Below are 18,223 nucleotides of genomic sequence, written 5' to 3'. Positions count from 1 at the left end.
TTGATAATTTAAAGGAGTCGATAAAATGACTAAAGTATTTGCTATTGATCATGGGAATGGTGCTGTAAAAATGCGTACAGATGTGTTTAAAAAGACACTTCCAGCAATCTATTCATTCTCTTCTAATGTAGGAGAAGCATTGTCTGGTGGGAAGATGAAGCTTAAAACATATAAAGTTGAAGGAACAGAATATGTTTGGGGCGATGACATAATTAAAGTGAACAATACTTTAAACACATACGCTCAACAAAATCGCTATAAAACTAATCAGTATAAAACGCTATCAAAAATTGCATTAGCTGAAATGGCTGCTAAAACAAATGTGAAAAGCTACGATGAAATCTTAGTTGTAACTGGTGTTCCAAGCCAAGAAATCGGAACAAAAGCCGTTGATGAAATTAAAGAAGTTTATCAAGGAACTCATGAGCTTGAGGTGAATGGAAAAAAAGTAACGATTAATGTCGTAGATGTTATTGTTCTTGCTCAACCAGTTGGAACTGTAATGAGCCGTTATTTAGATGAAGATGGATTTGTAGCAGATGATTCTTATGAAGATATGACAGTAGGTATTATTGATATCGGAACTGGTACAACAGATTTAGATGTAATCTCTATGCTGCGTCGTGAAAAAGAATCTACTTCTGTTCCAAAAGGAATGCATGATGTTTATGAACCAATCGTAGCTAAAATTAAAAAAGAAACAAGTGCAACTATTAATGACTATAAATTAGAAAAAGTATTTGAAGAAGGTGCTTACCAAGCTTCAAAGCGTATGGATCCAATTGATTTTAATGATGAAAAAACTGCATCGATTAAAGAAGTTTATGATTTTATCGTAAACGGAGTAAATAATGCATGGAAAACATTTGATCGTTTTGATGAAGTGTTAGTTTCTGGCGGTGGCGCGAATACATTCCATGAATTATTGGAAGAATGGATTGGTAAAGTAACAAAGTTAGAAGAAAGCCAAACTGCAAACGTGGAGGGCTTCTACAGATACGGTAAATTTGAGGTAGGCGAAGAAGATGGCGAATAAGGTATATCCTCTTTCTTATGATGATGTATTAGATAAAGATATTAAAGATTGGTTAGAATCTTTACCACGTAATAGAAAAGCTGAAATGGTACGTACTGCTATTAGACAATACATGCATACTAGTGGTTCTATTATTATTTCTCCTATGAAAGAAGAAAAAGTAGAGCCTAAAAAAGTTGAAAGAAAACGCCCGAAGTTAGGTAGGGGCGGTAATTTCGAAAAAGAGTAATTACAACTGAATATAAAAAGAGAACGCTCTTCACAGCTTGCCGGCACGAAAGAGCGTTCTCTACACTATGAAAATCTGAAAGGATGATTTAACAATGTCAAATACCCTATTCAAACTAACCACTAGTGAGCCTATTCTACCACAAACACGCAGCAAAAAGGAACTGTTCGGAACAATCCGCTCATTCTTTGCGAAAAAGTACCAGGGATTAAATGAATGGTTTGGTATTGAAGAATGTAAATCAGACCGCATATGGTACTATGGAACACTTTCTCTTATGTTTTTTCTTCCTGCTGCTACTTATGTTATTTCTAAATTAATATAGTTTTAAATAGATATATGCTATAATCATTTTCGGGTATATTGCGTGCCATCATCTTGATAGTGATGGCGCATTTTTTATGCTTCCAAAAGAACGTACGTTCGTATATAATGGAGTTAAAAAACAAAAGTGAGGTATTACATCATGGAATATAACGGCATTCCTACAGTACGTGGAAGAGGTATGGTGAAATGGAACCCTTTTGCTTCGATGCCGGAGCAATACGAGGAAATACATAGAATATTTGAGGAACAATATAAAGTACCTAAACCTTTTTTAACACAAGATACTATGGAACGAATAGAAAGAGCGTTAATGCAATCTCTTCACGAAACAAAAGAAATATTTATTTCATACTATCGTGATGGATTTATCCATGATGAATACATTACTGTTATAGATATTGATAAGCAAAGCAAAACGGTATATTACACGGATGCTTTTGGTTTAAATACACGATTGAATTTTGAAGAATTCGTTGATATAAAATAAATAGGTAATTGTTATGTTTTTCGTATAAATTCACAAACCCGAAATTTGTTAGAGTAAATTTGTCATGCCGACCTAACAAATTTAAAGCATCAAGAACCCTTGCGATACAAGGTGTCTTTGTGTAGGTAACGTATAAGTTTTTATCCAAACCTCAGCGTACAAGTTTAACTATCCATATCCCATCTAATTCATATCTTGATTTTTGTTAGTTCGTCCTAACAAAAATCTATAAAAAAAGTAACCCTTCGATCTAGGGTTACTTTCTCATTTGCTCTTTACTTTTTAAAATATCCTCTTTGAAATACAATCGATCTCGTGACATTTCTTTAATTGGTTTCACTTTTTCTTTCTGCACCATCACATTTAGATTTTGTCGTGAACAACCTAAAATTTCTAATGCTTCTGAAGTATTTACGATTTCATCTTGAATAAAGCGAATTAAATCGTCTTTAGTTTTAAAATTATACATTCTTTTTCTCCTTGATATAGGTAGTGACTAAATTGAACACCATCATTACAAAGGCAATTATACATAGTACGATGTAGATGTAATCTAATGTTTGTAAATCAGTGTAATCAATTTGGTACAAAATGTACCCTAGAATTACAATAATTGGTATGCTGTTAAAAATGACTTTTTTCATAAAGTATAGTGTCATGTGATATAATCTTAGGTACAAGAGAGGTTTCCCTCTCTTGCGGTGTCTTACTCAGAGTCGTTTTCTTGGCGGGAGCGACTCTTTTCTTTTTCTTCCTTGATTTTGTAGTAAATATCAATTGTGTTTTTAACACCGGAAGAAAGTTGAGCGTAAATTGTTATGAACGCTGTTATCGTTCCTAAGATTATCATCCAATCCACTTTGTTCACCTCCTTTTCTTTATACTCTTATTATAGCATTTCATTTGACGTGAGTCAAATGAAAGTAGGCTAAATTATAGAAAAATATCCATTTTTTACGTAAAAATAAACAAAAAAAGGGTATACCCAAGTTTGGGCATACCCTTTTTTCTACTTCACATACACATAGGCTTCATTTGCAGTTACATAGTATGTTGTGCCTTTACTGTTGTGTACTTTATATTGTGCGGAACCATTCACTGATACTTTAGCATCAATCATAAATCCAAGCCCTTCATCTACCGTCCCTGCTACATCTTTATCAGACCAGGAAGCAGCGTCATAGAAGCGAAGGTTGTCCACTTTAGAAACGACGCGTTTTCCAACTACAGAACTTGCAGCAGAGGTTTGTTCTCCTTGATATTTAATGTAAGATGGGTTGTTATAAATCCATTGATTACCACCAAGGTTTAGCCAATCCCCTTGTTTTCCCCATACTTGATATGATTCATCTTTACTTAATTGACGGATAACACCGTAATTTGTTGATGGTCCACTTCTAAGGTTTACATTATACCCATCGATATAAGCGACGCCTGTTGTCCATGTAACGTTTTGAGAAGGTTCTTGTGGTTTTGGTTTAACTGTAACCGTCGCGCCCTCATACGCCTTTTGTACGTCTGTTCTGAATTGTGATTCTGATACACCATGACTGCGAAGATAATCAAGCGGATCCTCGTGGTCGGTTCCACCTAATTTATAAGTAATATCTTTATGTGTCCATAATCCTTTACTTGGATGAATTCCTCTATCTTTTAAAATCTTAGCTAATAGTTTTACATAACGTTCATAAGAAGATTTAAATTTAGCTGGATTACTAGTTTCAGAAAGCTCTACGTGAACAAATCGTTTGTTAGCAGCTGGTCCAGCACCATAAGCAATATATTTTGTATCGGCAATTTGGATTGTTTCATCCCAATCTACTGCATAATGAACAAAAGCAGAACGCCATGTACGAGATTCGTAACGTTGAATATTAATTGCTGGTGCTTCTGGTGTTGCTGTGCTATGTGCTACAACACCCTCATAAGCGCCCACACCGTAGCGATATGCTTGTTTCGGTAAGTCTTGGATAATTAGTACTCTATCAGCGAAAGAAGCCGTAGCAAACGAAAATAAGAGCAATAGAGTCATAAATAATGAACTAAATAGTTTCAATGGTTTTTTCATTGTGTATGTTCCCCTTTTTAGCCAAACAAAAAGAGCACCGTCTTTTGACAATGCTCTCCTTAGGTAAGGCGTATATTTTTATTTGTTTTTTTGTTTTTCTTTTCTTGCATCAGATCTTTGAATCTTTGCTTGAATTTCAGATGCTACACTTTCTAGCAACCATGCAGGAATCCACTTTTCCCAGCCGATTCGTGCACAGTTTGCAGCGAAACTATTAAAAATGTGATAACTCAATCCACCAACTACCATGAAGAAAAAGAAATCTGGTAGTTTAAGAGCAATATCAAATAAATGTGCGAGAGCCGGTAATGATAAAAGCACCACGGTTCTCGTGATGCCCTCAATTCCATATTGGCTGCTGTATGTTCCATCTAGCTTTGAAGCTTTACTACCAGTAATCCAGTCCAACATGATAATCCAGCAGTAAATCCCAATCCAAATTACATTCGCCTTACCATATAGCAAATTAATTAATGTTCCTAGTCCTCCGCTTATAATGCCACCCACTTTAAATTGAGTACTTGTAATTACATCAGATATATTCAATGCCTTGATAAGTTCTTGAATTCGTTCCAAGTTCTCACCTCCTTTCAAATTTTGACCAAAATAAAAAGCCTGCTGCTGCACGCTTGATTTCGATAAAGTTATATGTTCATTTTCTTCCACGCATATTCTAGTGGTTCAGTACGCGGCGGTTTCATTACTTCTTTTTCAGTAGTTTGACTTTCGTTTTGGGAAAAGTTAAACATAACACCTTTCCGTATTTGTGGTTTTCGTATTGCAGTTTTATATAAGTTTTCTGGTTGAAATATTACACCCTTTATTGTCATAAAATCACCAACCTTATTCTATTCGTAAAGCAATATTGTGACTACTAAATGAACTCCATGCACCAACGTAGGAAGTGTTAAAGACTTTATACTTTTGTACTTCTTCGCCTTGAGTAATTTCAACGATGTCACCAGCTACGTAATTTGAACCCCTATATATGTAAAAACCATCAAACTTTGCTCTTAATCCATCTAAGTCATCTCCCATAAAAAGTGATGTGAATATTATGTTTCCTTCTAATGAAGGCGCCTTTAAAAATACCTTATCCCAGAAAAAGGTTGGAACAATCGGATTTTCACCCCACCCTTTCCAATTAAAATATGTTCTTCCTGTGGTTAAAGCACAATTTATACCCCAGTTAGAACCGGCACTGATTAGTACACTGAATGGCGATGAACCATACATAGGTGTGAATACTTCTTTCTGATAGCATTCTCCTGGAATACCTAAAAAACCTATTACAGTTTTACTTTTTCGGTCCGGGATAATATCATCGTTCTCGTAAACGCAATATATAACGGTGTCTTTATCAACATATAAGTATAAATCTACCATCAATTTGGAATAGGTTAAATGGGTTGCTGAATTTGCACCATTAGTTTTCCCTTGATGAAAAACTAAGGGCCAAACATAAGTTTTTCCTCCTCCTTTCCCTATACCCTTTACTTCATCATATCCATTAATCAATCGGAAGCTGCCATCTGTCATATACTTATCAGGAGTTCTTATATCTAAATCATCATAAGAAGTACTGTTTACTAAATTTTCACTTGAGGTACTTGTATCAAATGGACGCAATTCTATGTAAATAGGTTTGGTACCATCGTTACCACTTGAGTACATGACATAAATCTTATCTTTTGATGGTTTGTCAACATTTAATTGCTGCCATCCAGCCTTTTTCATTTCATCGATAATCTTCATAAAGACTTCTCTGCGCTCTAGTCTGTGTAACTTACAAATTTTATTTGTCATTTTATATGTTCCTCCCTAATTTAAACGTATTGCTTTCATAGAAACATTAAAAGTAGAGTTTGCTACGCCCCTATTTTCTATATAAAGATGTACCTTGTTTGTATGATCTTTATCCTCACATGGAATGGATAGAATATCGTACGTTCTTTTTTCTGATAAGCTTTTATAAATTTGATTCCCATTCTCTTTTTGATCGTACATAAATAACATCGCTTCAACGTTTGAATCATTTGTAACTTGAATTGTACGAATATCGTATTTGTTACAACCTACATCCAATGGAACATATAGAACTTTTCCAGGTTCAATCGTAATTTGTACATTCCTCTCAATAAGGATGGATGGTGTAATCTCACTTTCGGATGTATATCTATATAATTTCATTACAGTTCCCATATGGTATTCACCTCAATTATGTTTTAGATGAATATTAAAATAAATAGGTTCAAATGCTAGGAAATTTGTATCCTTCACAACTTTCACCCAAAAATCACGCGTATCTTGTGCAGCAACTGAATCAATCTGTATTTCATTTGAATAGTTAGTACCATCTAGTGAAATAAGCGCCCAGGTATAACCGACTTTCTCCATGAACTGCTCTATTGAAAGTTTTATATTTGTAGCAGGACCGATGTTATCATTTACGATTGTCATTTTTTCAATACGCTCATTATTCAACATGTAACCTAAATTCGTTGGATCCGTTGTATTTAATTCTTCGCTATTCATTTTGATTTGTAGGGATGAACCCATACAATACATATCTCCACCATAGAAGGTAGCTTGTTTATTTGCCAGTAGTTCGTTATCCTCGTCATATATTTCTATGATTCCTTCAAACTCTAGGGAAGGAAGTAGAATATCAATACCTGTATGAGCTGCAGCTACGATGTTAGAAGAAAGGGTATTACCTGCAGCATCTTTTAATACAACCTTATAATTACCATATAGTTGGCGCAGACGTAACATGTTGCTTGTTGTCATAATGATTTTATTGATGTCTAGCGGTACAAATCCCTCTGCAGTTCCTCTTTTTAGAACAACACCAATTCTTTTTGCTGCTAATGAATCGTTATCCGCATAATCAAAAAATGTATCTGTCTTTGTATAAAAGTCCCATTGATCTTCTTTACATATTGCCATCCACTCTTTATTGCTTTGTGAACTATTAGCAGAATAGGATTCGAGAAACTCAACTTTATTCTTTTCGTTTTGATAGATTAGTAAGCCACCTTCATCTCCTTCTTTTGTAGGAGCATAATCCGCAATAACTTGTATTGCAAAGTTACTTTGTGGTCTATCGATTAAAAGCATAACGTCTTTATCTGCCGAATGATTCATACGTAAGAATCCTTTTTTGATAGGACTGTTAAATGCATTTGATGGTGACATTAGCCATTTTGGATTTACGGAATCAAAGTCATCTACAAATATTTTTCCGCTTTCTTTTTCGTATAGAGATACTTTGGGCTTTTTAGCTACATCTATTGGAATTAACTCTCCGGTATCATCAATATCGATGGCATCTAAATTAATTTTCTCTCCTGATATTGTGACAGTATGCTTCCCTTCTATTAAGTTGAGTTTCTCATATACTAGAACGCATTGTGTTACTCCTACTCGATTGTAATTTATTTCTTCTGTAATACCATCTATCGTGATAGTCCCTTTTCGGTAATACTCTGTCACTATTCCAATTATTCGTAAGGACGTACCGTAAAATGAAAATGTGGCAGAAAAAATACCTGGATTTGAAGCACCAGAGAAGTGAACAGTTTTATTATAACTACTGTTTTCAGACGTACTAACAGCCCAAGGTCCAGAATAATTAATTAAGCTATTTGAATCATCAAACCGTTTCCAACCAGGTTCCGGTTCTTTTAAAACATCCCCTACTTTTGCGCTTAAATCTGCGTAATCAATAGCAGTTAACATCATATAAATATCCTTATCAGTTGAACCAGCAGTGAAACCATCATGGGTTACCTCTACTCTATGGGTGCCTTTAGGTAAATCTAATTTCTCAAAACAGACTCTAAACATAGATGGATTATTATAAATTACCGAACCTTTAATCCAATTCCCACCGTTTATTCTTACCTTTATGTTATAACGATGTGTCGGGTAGAATTTTTGCATTATTCTGAAAGATGTTCCGGTAAAAGTAAATGAAAATATATCATCATCTATATTTCCGGGTCCATAAAATGCAAGCCAACAGCCTTCTGTAGAAGGATTATCATTTCCACCTACTATAGCCCACCTAGCACTTGGGTATTTATTCTTATCTCTTACACCTTGAAAAAAAGTGTTAACGTTATCGAGTTGGCAATACTTACGATTCCATCCGGATTCCGGCTTTAGTAAACTATTACCTATTTGGTGTGTTGCCATTCTATCACCTTCACTTTATCTCGTTTTCTTCCAGTTTGAATTTGTCCACCAAGATTGACGGCTATGTCGTAGCCATAATTTCGGATTATCATTTTCTATTTCGATAACTATTAATTCATCTGGTTTTTCTGTATCTAGTACTCTCTCCATTTTGAATTGTTCAGTATCCTCTAGAACAGATTCTCGTTCTGGTATGCGTTCAAATTGCTCATATTCCTCTATAACACTCTCTAATTTATGTTCTCTATCAAACGTATCTGATCCGCTAGTAATAGCTTCTACAAAATCCTGTCGCTCTAATAATTCATATTCACTAACAATTACGTATTGTTCAGATTCCCTTGTTGCATCTACGGTTTTAATTAATTCTGTATCTGTTGTTATAATTTCTTTATCCGCTGGTGTGATATCAGAGATAACTCCGCCTTCAAATTCACGTATACCAATAAAGGTTTCTTGTTCTGTAATCAGAGCTTGTTGTGTATTTTGTTTAAAAGAAGCGTCTAAATCGATACATTCAGCATCTAAGGTAACTGGAACGATGTCAGAAGCTACTTCTTCGGTTGCTATAGTTAGAAGTTCTTTTTCTACTTTTTCGGATACAACTGTTTGATCTATTTTCATCTGCATTATTTGTGATAGTTTAGAAGTGTCTTCAAAGAGCGTAATGCGTGTTTCTAATTCCTTGTGAATACGACCAAATAAATCAAAATCAGGAAGGTATACAGGAATCCCCATACCTTCAAATAAATCAAATTCTTCTATGGAAGCCGGTAATTCTTTTATTGTTTTATTAGCAATAAAATCATGGTCTTCTATAGTAGTAAGAATATCTTGTGCTTTTAATTCGGATGAAATGCTTTCAGATACATCTACAAGTACTGGCGAATCTTCCTTGTCTGCATTAATTAACCCAATTACATCCGCTTGTGATTCATTTAATAAGCGATCAGCACCGTCTATATGTGCAATATTTGCAGTTAATTCGGTTAATCGTATAAATTCCTCTTTGCTGCTTTCTATCACTTCAAATGTATTTTGTATTTTTAGTGCATTGGTACTTGCAGCGATATCTTCAACCGATAATATACGCGAAGTAATTTCGCTTTCTTGTGAATCTGTAACTTCGGTTGTAAATATTTTTTCTTTCTTTACAGATACCTGTGTATCGGGAAGAACAGACTCAAGTTCTTTTGCAATTCGCTCAGAATTAGAAATTTGTACAATATCAGCATACTGATCATTTGTTCTTTCAAATGTATAAGGTTCGATACTTTCTGCAGCAAATACACCCACATGTTTATTTGAGTTTTCTAGCATAATAGAATTGGCATTAAGTTCCTTCATCCGAATAGAAGTGTCAAAATTTATACGAGTAGCATCTATAACAGGTTCTCTTGCTGCAGTTGTTAAATCTTCACCTGGAAGTAAATCTGCATTTTCTATTTTCTTACGTTCAAAATCATGTTGTATGTCAATATTCGTTGCTAGTTCTCTTTGAATTCTAGCGAACAAGTCGTAGTCAGGAAGGTAAACGGGAGTCCCCATACCTTCGAACAAATCGAATTCTTCTAAAGAAGCCTTTAATTCATGTTCAGTTGCAAATGTTTCGTAATCATCTGGGCAACGAGTCTCAATGCTTTCTCGTTTTGTTTCACCAATATCCTCTGTGTTAATTAATGCATCGATGTCTGGGGAAACGATACTTGATATAGCGCCCTCGTTATATTCTCCGTGCATTTCTCTAGTTACAATCGAACTTACATCTTGATAAAACTCTTCGCCATAAAGTACACGAGCGACTTTTACCCATTCTGGTAATTCATCGACACCGGCAGCTACGAATTCACGTAATTTATTTTTTAATATATCCTGCTCTATGATTTGAGCTACTTCGAATTCTCTGGTTATAAGTTGTGATTCATCTGTATGATGTACAACTGCGTTTCTTTCATTTGGTCTTTCGCTCTCTACCCCTTCGATATGGTCTATATCGAAAATTCGTTCATGTTGTATGGATTCATCCGCAGAAATAAGTTGCACTGGAATACTATCGTTCCGTTGAGACTGCTGCGTTTCCAAATTAGCCACATTAATAATTCGATTTAATTCGAAATCAGTTGTGTTAGAAATAGAAGCGTCAAATTCATTTTGTCTTAGCGCTTCCTCAACTACACTAGATAAGATTCCTTTCGCTCGTACCTTCGTGGCAGTGACTGCTGCATTATCTTCTCTAACCGCTTTATGCCTTGCATAAGGAGCGATACAAATTGGATATACAACATCATTCTTATTTTCCGTATGTGCTGGAGTAATAGAAAAAGAATAGGTTCTCTCATTTCTATTAGGTCCAGAACCAATTGTGACAACATGACTTTTTTCTTTGGTACATATAGAAGGGGAAGCAATAGAATAAACTTTTTCACTCATTCTTCTGCTACCCCCTTATTTTTAGATATCTTCTTTGTAGATCGCTAAGCCAATTGGATTGAAAGGCGTTGCTTTTGCTTGCGTCATAGGCGAAACGGGTGTTGTTGGTAATGTATAGCGGTATAATTGTGCCATTTCATAATAAGCTATAATTTCAGCATCATTTACCGGTGGTTCATTAAATGTAATGGTTTTATCATCGGGATTGTACACATATTCTTCTTTTGGAACCTCTATACAAGAACGTAGTATCTTCAAGGTATCGCCTTTAGGTTTGTGTTCTAAATGAAATATCTTACGCACCCCGTTACCTTTTCCTAAAACTTCATTAGAAACTGTTTTTTCAATTTCTAATTCATCAGCTTGTTGAATGTTTTTTGGATGGACCGCATAAACATCATCTAATTTACCCACATTCCCATCATTAGGATGAACAATATAAACTTGAGATAAATGATATTTACCACTATAAACAGACGGATTGAAGCGTCCCTGCCCGTTATCAACGTCCATATTATGGGTCATGAAAGAAAGATAATGATGTTGGTACATAGAGCCTGTATAAGATTGTGCTAATTGTACCGTTTCATTCCCATTACTTGTATTTTCTCCATAATCTATTATTGCATTTCCTACTTTTTTATTTGCAGAATATACAAATTGATCACCTGTACGGCAACCTGCTGCGATTATCATATTTCTTCGTGGTGCATTATCAAATGTGTACATTCGGCCAATATAAACAGGGACGAATAAAGCACGAATAGGAGCAGGTGTTGGATCTACGCGCATAAACATTGCTATACGATCTCTATTGGCATTTCCATACATGTAAACAACAGAATCTCGTTTCCAGTCTCTTGTAAATCGTTTTTCTGGCGTAAAACTAATCGGCGTATACGGTGAAGGATTGGCGAAATTTAACGCTGAATACACTTCATTCATAATGGCTAACATATCCTCTGTATCAAAAGATTTCGTTGCTGTTAGGGTATCGATGGTTCCATCTGCTTTAGGTTCAACTGTATAGAATCCAGCCATTTTAATATTATCCGTACTTGCAGGTGCTTTTTTAAATACAACTTTTGTTTCGGTAAAGGTGTAATCTTCTGGTGAGATGATGACATCATTTTTATAAAAAATGGTGCGTGACTCATCGAAATTAGGGAATGGATATTGGAACTCTGTTTTTGTTCCATTCCCATTCCCTAAATTACTTGCTTGATCTGATAGTTTTAATTCTTTTTCAATAAAGTATTGGCTGTAAGTGAAGAAAATCATATCGTTAGAAGGCTCATATGCATCGTTAGCAAGTCGGCATTCATATGTAATTTTATCGTTCTTCGCAGGTGCGTCAGTAAACTTAATTTCTCCAGTACGCCCATTCACCGTGTAACCTTTTTTATCTTTTACGATACTATTTATATAAACAATAAGAGAGCTTTCTGTGATTGGAAATACAGGCATTTGAAATTCTTTCTTCGTGCCGTCACCTATACCTAATTTACCTAACGGAGAATCCGCTGTAATGTATCTATTATCGGTAAAATCTGATAGATTCGTATCGTATGCAGTTGCTACACCTAGTTTTCTACGTTCTCCATCACTTCCAGCTGCTTCAAATAAACGCACATCAATAAACTTACTAATTCCACTACGAATCCTGAAAAATAGTTTTCTATTCCATCCATTAGTGGTAAACATTTTTTCTAAGTCATTTGGTAGAGTTTGCAAATATGTTATTTTATCAAACCACATTTATATTCATCCGCCTTTATCTTGTTTTTTCGTAAATTCCTAATCCAGCTGGTCGATAAGCAGTAGCAGGTAATTTGGTAATTGGTGAAATTGCATCGACCGTAAAGAAACGATAAATATCATGAGTATCTGGACAAGTATTTTGCCTTACTTTCAATTTATCTCCATTTAATAAACCTAAAGGTGATAGTAGAACGATATAAGGCATATAACCACGAACACCTTCTTCCGGATGAACAATATACGCTCGGGACGTATGGACTTTATTGCTGTAAACAGAAGGGTTAAATTGATATTTATATTCATCATTTTCATGATTCTGCCATGCGTTCGGATATTGGCCACCGGTTGTGCTTTTTCTGTCTGGTGGCATCATGTTAGGTGTAACATTCCAAGAAAGATAATGAGCTTGATATCTTGCTCCAAAACGTGATCGCTTGATTATGATGTTATCAATACCGTTACCTGGGCTTTTAGGATACGATTTTGTCCTTGGCATATATTTTTTAACATCCCTAAATGGAGTTTTACTTTCAAAGTCATATTTATGCGCGCTTGCTTCATCGCCTGCATCATAAGCCGTTCCTGCCCAAAGAGCATCAGCAATTGTGTCATCTGCTGCATAACTTTCTAATTTCCCCATATAAACAGGAATTACAGGAACAGAGTTATTATCGAAAGCAGGCGTTCTATCAGCTTGTATTAGAAGAACCACACGTGATTTATCTACTTGTCCCGTAATACGAACCATTGAATCAGGCCACCAATTCGAATCGGCGTCTATTTTTGTTAGTTTAGGGTTTCTAAATGAACATTTAACCCAAGGGGACATCATCAATTCAGGTAGATCTGTATAATCGTAGTTATATGTGTAATAAACTTCCCCATCACTAGGGCGTACATTTCTAACTTCAGTCACCTTTACGTCAGCTAATTCAACATCCATAATATTTTGAAATTCCATACCTTCTTGGGCGCCCATAGGAATTACGCTATTGTCTTGATAATTTGGAATTTGTTCTATCATGTATAGATACATACAAGAACGATCTTTATATCTTGGATTATCTTCTAAGTAAGAACGAAATTCTGTTTTGCCTTTATCTGTAGAGAAATCAATATTTAGTTTTGTTTTAGTCTCCCAAGCCCAGGTTTGAACGATGCCGTACATGCCACCATCTGAATTTTGTAAGATAACATGTTTTGCACACCAAAAATGATACGATTTAGTAATGTTATCTTTGTCCCCTTGCTGTTTCTCCCTCTGAATGTATTTATAAAAAGTTTGGACTTTCTTCCAACCGTTTTCAGTCATTAAATTTATGAGTGAATTATGAAAATCTGCTTCTGTAACTATTTTTTCAACGTATGCCATCTATTTCACGCTCCTAATCTCTTAATAGTTGGTAATTAAGCCATATAGCCTTTTTCTCTGCAGATACATTGTGGTATTCGAACTTTATCTCCGCATTAGCAGGTATAGGTTTTACAACGGAGAAGTTAAACCCCTCTGGCACATCTTTTACATAAACTTCTTTAAAGATTTGTTGGCCATTAATAAATAAATTCCAATAGTCGTTGTCACTGTAATGTGAAGCAGCAACAGAAAAAGCAATCATTTCTGTTTCGAATGGTAATAAAAACTTATCTACATGCATTCCATCATAAATACCAACTCTTCGCCCTTGTATAAATGGTTCTGTTTTAGTTGGGAAGTAAGGTGCGTCAAATCTTCCACCAGCCATATAATTAACTGCAAAGCTCATAAAGTACTCTCCTTTATCTTAAAAAGTGAAGTTCAAACCATACCGTTTTATCAAGAATTCCTTGATTATGGAATCGGAATGTAATTGTACTTCCTGCTGCAGCTGCTTTATAAACCATAAAGTGCATCCCTTCCGGAAGCCGTTTTGTATATATATCCTGGCAAACAGTCTGGCCGTTCACGATTAAATCCCATTTATCATCTAATTCATAAATGGAGGAACTAACACTAATTGCGTATATCTCCATATCGGCAGGTAATGTATACTTCACTTCATCTGTTTTAAATGATGTAGAATCCATAATGAAACCAGGTATAAATGGTTCCGTTTTTGTTGGGTGGAAAGGTGGATCTAATCGCCCACCGGCTAAATAGGTTGTTTCAAACAAGAGCAATCACCCTTTTTCGTGTATTAAAAAATTCCCGTGCATCATTACGACACATCGGGAATTGATAAATCAGGCAGCATACCGTTACCTTTATTTAGAATACGCGGCTGTACACGTTCTAATTGTTTCTTTGCATTGTATATTAATTGTATCTCCATTTCTTTTCCGGTTATTTTATGAGAGACAAGAACCTTTTCTAACATACCTTGTGCATTAAAAACTAAATCATAATGCAGATATTTATCACCATCAACCGCTGATAGTCGAGCACCATCACGAATAAGTGTATATCCTTCAGTCGTACCTTCCTTAAATACGTCATTCGGGTCATTACCAGGCATTGGTTTACCGCCGGTATATATTTGCCTATCGATTAGACCCTTCATTAAATACATAATTGGATCATATAAGTTTTTTTGCATTATCATAGAATCACCCCTAGTTTACCCTCGTAACAGACCATGTTTTGGCCGGACGTTGGATATAATAGTGATTTGCATCTTGATTTACCCGAGGAAATGATAAATCTGGTAAGGAACCATAATCGAATAAGATATTATTCTTTGTATCTAGTACTTGCAAACGTCCTGTAAGAATCCCTTTTGGGTTTCGTACTGCTTCAAATACAATAATATTCACGCCATATTCAAGTGGGATATCAACATACGTCGGATTGTTCCGAATGAAATAATTTTCAGCAACTAATTTGTCATTACAATAAATATTCAATAAGTCGCCATCTTCTACATCCCAATCCCAAAGTTTTAATCGTAATGTATCTACATTTACTGTAATACCAGTTATATCTGTATACGGAGCAGGTTCATAACCATAGTTAACTGTTAAATCTAAAGTTTGATAGAATCCATCATCTGCAGATACCATTGTATTAATACCTTTAACAAAGTAATTCCATTGTTGGCCAGAATCTCTATTGTAAACAGAAATTACATCGAATAATTGAATCCTTGGATCTCCAACGACTGCAACTGTTAATGTTCTGAACTTCTGAATTGCTTTTAAATGATAAGCTGCAGCAACTGCTCTTCTTGCAAAGAATGTTGTAGCCCAGGGAACTTCTATCATTTCCTCTCGTAAATCACCCTGCGAAACATTTTTTAATAGAAACGGATTAATGAATCCATTTGCGTAATCGCCACATTTAACAACGACACTATTACTTATGTCTTGATCTGTTAGCTGCATATCTAACGAGATAAGGTTATCCCCTTCGGTAAAGTTAAACTTTGCAGGTTCATTAATTGCGTAGTCCGGCATTTTCATAAACGTGCAACTTCCATCCGGTTCATGTTTTATATAATGAAATGTTGTATCTATAATGTCCCTTACAATTTCATCCCATTTTTGAAACCTCTTACCGGTTGCTCCTTCAACAATCCAACTTTGATTGGTACCAGGAATATTTACTCTGCTGCCGTGTAATGTTACCCCTGCTTTTTGGAAAAAGAATTTAACAACATCATAAACATTACCGGTTGGTGCAACAATTTCATCAGATCCAGGCGTTGGAACAACTGATTTATGCAGAACCTTTTTATATGATGTTGTACAAGTGACAGAGATTGTACCACTTTCGGCGTTTATCTTCACATCAGATACAAAACCATGTATATATGGTAAAGCTTCTTCACCGTAACCGATAGACACCTTAAATTCAGTTTGTGGATACAATTGATTTGTATTTGTTACCTCACTGTTATAAAACCATTCTTGAATAGAAGAAAACTTACCATACCAATTATCAGGAGCCATTTGACCGTATTCATTTGCAAAGGTAATAGTAAATGTACTTGCGAACTGGTCGGCGTTCTCCTGAACTTCTAGACCCGTTACACGATGTTGTATTTGGACGTAAGAAGACGAGTCTCTTCTCTTCATATAAACAATTAAATTAGGGGAATTATTACCCACTTGGAAATAGCTCCCTAACATTCTAATTAAAGAAATAGACCCTTCTCTCACATTCCATCAACTCCTATTCCTGCTTGCGACATAGATATTAATTTACATTTTGCTATGACTAGCGTTCCTTTTCGTAGTGCATCTACTTCATTTGGTGGAATTATACCCCCATACGTACCGTAATCACCAGTAATAATATGAGGGCGATATATTTCCCTCATGAAATCACGCCAATAACTGATATCGTTGAATAGTAAAGTAAATTCTACTTCGCATCCTTTGTTACCAGCACTTTGGAAACGTGGGTATCCATGCATGACATTATAGGTTTTTAAGCCATCTAGTGATTTCGGTAATTTTGTTTGCTCAATCATTGCGATGTTTGGGACGAATCCAAAAGCGTAATAATGAACATCACGTATATAAGCTACATCTGCACCACCATAACCGCTTGTTGTGAATTCAATTGTTTGTGGTCCTGCACCTACAAATATCTCTCTAGATTCCCAAGCATAAGCACCTCTTGCTTTAAATTTCTCAATACCATTTACTCGAACAATAAAATATTTATTTGGTAACATACCATCAGAACCGATAGGGACTTGGGACATAAATGAAAAGTTATATGTCCCTGGCCATGAGAAATTAATCGTATATCGTATTGTGTTTTTTACTTCTGCTACATCCCCTAAGAGATGGTATGAACCACCTCTTCTATGCAATGTTTTTAATATACTCATACATTTCGCACCGCCATTCCCATTAGATCATCAGCAACTACGTTTTGTAGCAGCTTTCTCATTTTTACAAAGTCGTCTGCAGATTGTAGTTTTTCAACAGCGACTCTAAATGTAGCATTTTGAATTGTTACGCCTTTATCCGTTTTCTTTTCAACGTGGGTTTGTCCAGCATATGGATGTGCAGTCTTACCGATTAAATCAGCAGAGCGCGCTCCCATTTGTCCAATTTGAGTAGATACATCGGTTACTAGTTTCATTGGTTTAGGTGGAACAACGGCTTTATTTAATAGTTCAGAAGCTCTATCTACTGCAGGAATCATTTTTTCCATCCCTACACCTAGACCTTCTGTAATAAATCCACCGAATTCCATCATTAGACGTGAAGGAGACCGGATACCAAAGAACTTTTTAACTGCTTTTGGAATTCCACTGACTACGCCTTTTGCTTTATCAGCTACCCAACCACCCATCGCAGCCATACCTTCACCAATACCAGCAATGATATCTTTTCCCCAGCTAACTGCATCTTTTGCTACATTTTTTACAATGGATCCCACTTTGCCAAATACATCTTTTACGATATCTACAATACCTGTAAAAGCTCCCGTAATAGCTTTCTTAATTGCAGAAAAGCTACTTACTATGAAATCTTTAATAGCGCCAACAACACTAAAAATAGTATTTTTAAGTCTATTAAAATTATCAACTACGAAATTAACAAAGGCTCGAACGGCTCCAATGATCGTATCCTTAATAAAGTTCCATGCCGCTTGAATGAAATTTTTCAAAAAGTTCATTACATTAATAATTATATTTTTAATAAAATTGAATGCGGATTGAACAGTATTTTTAATGAAATTTAAAACCGTGA

General features: G+C 35.4%; 21 protein-coding genes. 4 read left to right on the top strand and 17 right to left on the bottom strand.

The genetic code is table 11. The annotated features are described in order from the left end of the window. The first annotated feature begins 25 nt into the window (after positions 1 to 25). The 4 genes from MR079_RS23285 (at position 26) to MR079_RS23270 (ending at position 2,079) form a co-directional block, all read left to right on the top strand. Positions 26 to 1,036, top strand: a complete 1,011-nt coding sequence (locus tag MR079_RS23285) for a ParM/StbA family protein (RefSeq protein ID WP_098521389.1) — start codon at positions 26 to 28, stop codon at positions 1,034 to 1,036. Further along, the gene (locus tag MR079_RS23280; protein WP_060852793.1) at positions 1,026 to 1,265 is read left to right on the top strand and encodes a hypothetical protein; all 240 of its coding nucleotides are present in this window, start codon (positions 1,026 to 1,028) and stop codon (positions 1,263 to 1,265) included. Before MR079_RS23285 ends, MR079_RS23280 begins: the two co-directional genes overlap by 11 nt. A 94-nt stretch (positions 1,266 to 1,359) precedes the next feature. Continuing rightward, positions 1,360 to 1,590 carry a hypothetical protein gene (locus MR079_RS23275; protein ID WP_242294720.1) on the top strand — a complete coding sequence of 77 codons (231 nt, stop codon included), beginning with the start codon at positions 1,360 to 1,362 and terminating at the stop codon, positions 1,588 to 1,590. A gap of 141 nt (positions 1,591 to 1,731) precedes the next feature. Continuing rightward, the gene (locus MR079_RS23270) at positions 1,732 to 2,079 is read left to right on the top strand and encodes a YolD-like family protein (protein ID WP_242294718.1); all 348 of its coding nucleotides are present in this window, start codon (positions 1,732 to 1,734) and stop codon (positions 2,077 to 2,079) included. 256 nt (positions 2,080 to 2,335) lie between these two features. On the opposite strand, the gene MR079_RS23265 is transcribed toward MR079_RS23270, so the two are convergent. From MR079_RS23265 to MR079_RS23185, 17 genes are all read right to left on the bottom strand, one after another. Then, positions 2,336 to 2,548, bottom strand: coding sequence for a DNA-binding protein (locus MR079_RS23265; protein WP_098159801.1), 213 nt, complete (start codon positions 2,546 to 2,548; stop codon positions 2,336 to 2,338). Between the two features lie 237 nt (positions 2,549 to 2,785). After that, a complete protein-coding gene (locus MR079_RS23260; protein ID WP_242294721.1) occupies positions 2,786 to 2,938 on the bottom strand; it encodes a hypothetical protein in 153 nt (50 codons plus the stop codon). A 150-nt stretch (positions 2,939 to 3,088) separates the two neighbouring features. Then, positions 3,089 to 4,147, bottom strand: coding sequence for an N-acetylmuramoyl-L-alanine amidase (locus tag MR079_RS23255; RefSeq protein ID WP_242294717.1), 1,059 nt, complete (start codon positions 4,145 to 4,147; stop codon positions 3,089 to 3,091). Positions 4,148 to 4,225: 78 nt separating this feature from the next. Beyond that, positions 4,226 to 4,723 (bottom strand): phage holin family protein, encoded by a 498-nt coding sequence (locus tag MR079_RS23250; protein ID WP_242294716.1) that lies wholly within the window; start codon positions 4,721 to 4,723, stop codon positions 4,226 to 4,228. Positions 4,724 to 4,791: 68 nt separating this feature from the next. Beyond that, positions 4,792 to 4,977: a hypothetical protein gene (locus tag MR079_RS23245; RefSeq protein WP_242294715.1), complete on the bottom strand. Its 186-nt coding sequence runs from the start codon at positions 4,975 to 4,977 to the stop codon at positions 4,792 to 4,794. A gap of 13 nt (positions 4,978 to 4,990) precedes the next feature. Next, a complete protein-coding gene (locus MR079_RS23240; protein ID WP_242294714.1) occupies positions 4,991 to 5,953 on the bottom strand; it encodes a hypothetical protein in 963 nt (320 codons plus the stop codon). 15 nt (positions 5,954 to 5,968) lie between these two features. Continuing rightward, complete coding sequence (locus MR079_RS23235) at positions 5,969 to 6,349, bottom strand: DUF1998 domain-containing protein (protein WP_242294713.1); 381 nt, start codon at positions 6,347 to 6,349, stop codon at positions 5,969 to 5,971. A 12-nt stretch (positions 6,350 to 6,361) separates the two neighbouring features. Continuing rightward, complete coding sequence (locus MR079_RS23230; RefSeq protein ID WP_242294712.1) at positions 6,362 to 8,347, bottom strand: hypothetical protein; 1,986 nt, start codon at positions 8,345 to 8,347, stop codon at positions 6,362 to 6,364. Positions 8,348 to 8,362: 15 nt separating this feature from the next. Further along, positions 8,363 to 10,777: a hypothetical protein gene (locus tag MR079_RS23225; protein ID WP_242294711.1), complete on the bottom strand. Its 2,415-nt coding sequence runs from the start codon at positions 10,775 to 10,777 to the stop codon at positions 8,363 to 8,365. A gap of 21 nt (positions 10,778 to 10,798) precedes the next feature. Next, positions 10,799 to 12,535: a hypothetical protein gene (locus MR079_RS23220; RefSeq protein WP_242294710.1), complete on the bottom strand. Its 1,737-nt coding sequence runs from the start codon at positions 12,533 to 12,535 to the stop codon at positions 10,799 to 10,801. 16 nt (positions 12,536 to 12,551) lie between these two features. Continuing rightward, positions 12,552 to 13,910 carry a hypothetical protein gene (locus MR079_RS23215; protein WP_242294709.1) on the bottom strand — a complete coding sequence of 453 codons (1,359 nt, stop codon included), beginning with the start codon at positions 13,908 to 13,910 and terminating at the stop codon, positions 12,552 to 12,554. Positions 13,911 to 13,923: 13 nt separating this feature from the next. Then, complete coding sequence (locus tag MR079_RS23210; RefSeq protein WP_242294708.1) at positions 13,924 to 14,301, bottom strand: Low copy number virion structural protein; 378 nt, start codon at positions 14,299 to 14,301, stop codon at positions 13,924 to 13,926. A gap of 13 nt (positions 14,302 to 14,314) precedes the next feature. Further along, positions 14,315 to 14,689: a Low copy number virion structural protein gene (locus MR079_RS23205; protein WP_163262892.1), complete on the bottom strand. Its 375-nt coding sequence runs from the start codon at positions 14,687 to 14,689 to the stop codon at positions 14,315 to 14,317. A 44-nt stretch (positions 14,690 to 14,733) separates the two neighbouring features. Further along, on the bottom strand, positions 14,734 to 15,117 hold the full coding sequence (locus tag MR079_RS23200; protein ID WP_163262890.1) for a hypothetical protein: 384 nt from the start codon (positions 15,115 to 15,117) through the stop codon (positions 14,734 to 14,736). A gap of 10 nt (positions 15,118 to 15,127) precedes the next feature. Further along, positions 15,128 to 16,672 (bottom strand): hypothetical protein, encoded by a 1,545-nt coding sequence (locus MR079_RS23195; RefSeq protein ID WP_242294707.1) that lies wholly within the window; start codon positions 16,670 to 16,672, stop codon positions 15,128 to 15,130. Next, complete coding sequence (locus tag MR079_RS23190) at positions 16,669 to 17,352, bottom strand: hypothetical protein (RefSeq protein WP_000025603.1); 684 nt, start codon at positions 17,350 to 17,352, stop codon at positions 16,669 to 16,671. The genes MR079_RS23195 and MR079_RS23190 overlap by 4 nt, the downstream gene beginning before the upstream one ends. Continuing rightward, positions 17,349 to 18,223, bottom strand: an 875-nt coding sequence (locus MR079_RS23185) for a phage tail protein (RefSeq protein WP_472927145.1), incomplete at its 5' end; no start/stop codon positions are given. The genes MR079_RS23190 and MR079_RS23185, both read right to left, overlap by 4 nt.

It is taken from the genome of Bacillus cereus group sp. BfR-BA-01381 (assembly GCF_022663555.1).
GTDB classification, from domain to species: domain Bacteria; phylum Bacillota; class Bacilli; order Bacillales; family Bacillaceae_G; genus Bacillus_A; species Bacillus_A pacificus.
This window is presented reverse-complemented; position numbering and strand designations above follow the sequence as displayed.

Coding starts and splice junctions, on each gene's coding strand:
- MR079_RS23240 (WP_242294714.1), bottom strand. CDS start 5,953: ATGACAAATAAAATTTGTAAGTTACACAGACTAGAGCGCAGAGAAGTC.
- MR079_RS23255 (WP_242294717.1), bottom strand. CDS start 4,147: ATGAAAAAACCATTGAAACTATTTAGTTCATTATTTATGACTCTATTG.
- MR079_RS23210 (WP_242294708.1), bottom strand. CDS start 14,301: ATGAGCTTTGCAGTTAATTATATGGCTGGTGGAAGATTTGACGCACCT.
- MR079_RS23285 (WP_098521389.1), top strand. CDS start 26: ATGACTAAAGTATTTGCTATTGATCATGGGAATGGTGCTGTAAAAATG.
- MR079_RS23270 (WP_242294718.1), top strand. CDS start 1,732: ATGGAATATAACGGCATTCCTACAGTACGTGGAAGAGGTATGGTGAAA.
- MR079_RS23280 (WP_060852793.1), top strand. CDS start 1,026: ATGGCGAATAAGGTATATCCTCTTTCTTATGATGATGTATTAGATAAA.
- MR079_RS23265 (WP_098159801.1), bottom strand. CDS start 2,548: ATGTATAATTTTAAAACTAAAGACGATTTAATTCGCTTTATTCAAGAT.
- MR079_RS23275 (WP_242294720.1), top strand. CDS start 1,360: ATGTCAAATACCCTATTCAAACTAACCACTAGTGAGCCTATTCTACCA.
- MR079_RS23230 (WP_242294712.1), bottom strand. CDS start 8,347: ATGGCAACACACCAAATAGGTAATAGTTTACTAAAGCCGGAATCCGGA.
- MR079_RS23245 (WP_242294715.1), bottom strand. CDS start 4,977: ATGACAATAAAGGGTGTAATATTTCAACCAGAAAACTTATATAAAACT.
- MR079_RS23220 (WP_242294710.1), bottom strand. CDS start 12,535: ATGTGGTTTGATAAAATAACATATTTGCAAACTCTACCAAATGACTTA.
- MR079_RS23225 (WP_242294711.1), bottom strand. CDS start 10,777: ATGAGTGAAAAAGTTTATTCTATTGCTTCCCCTTCTATATGTACCAAA.
- MR079_RS23215 (WP_242294709.1), bottom strand. CDS start 13,910: ATGGCATACGTTGAAAAAATAGTTACAGAAGCAGATTTTCATAATTCA.
- MR079_RS23235 (WP_242294713.1), bottom strand. CDS start 6,349: ATGGGAACTGTAATGAAATTATATAGATATACATCCGAAAGTGAGATT.
- MR079_RS23190 (WP_000025603.1), bottom strand. CDS start 17,352: ATGAGTATATTAAAAACATTGCATAGAAGAGGTGGTTCATACCATCTC.
- MR079_RS23200 (WP_163262890.1), bottom strand. CDS start 15,117: ATGATAATGCAAAAAAACTTATATGATCCAATTATGTATTTAATGAAG.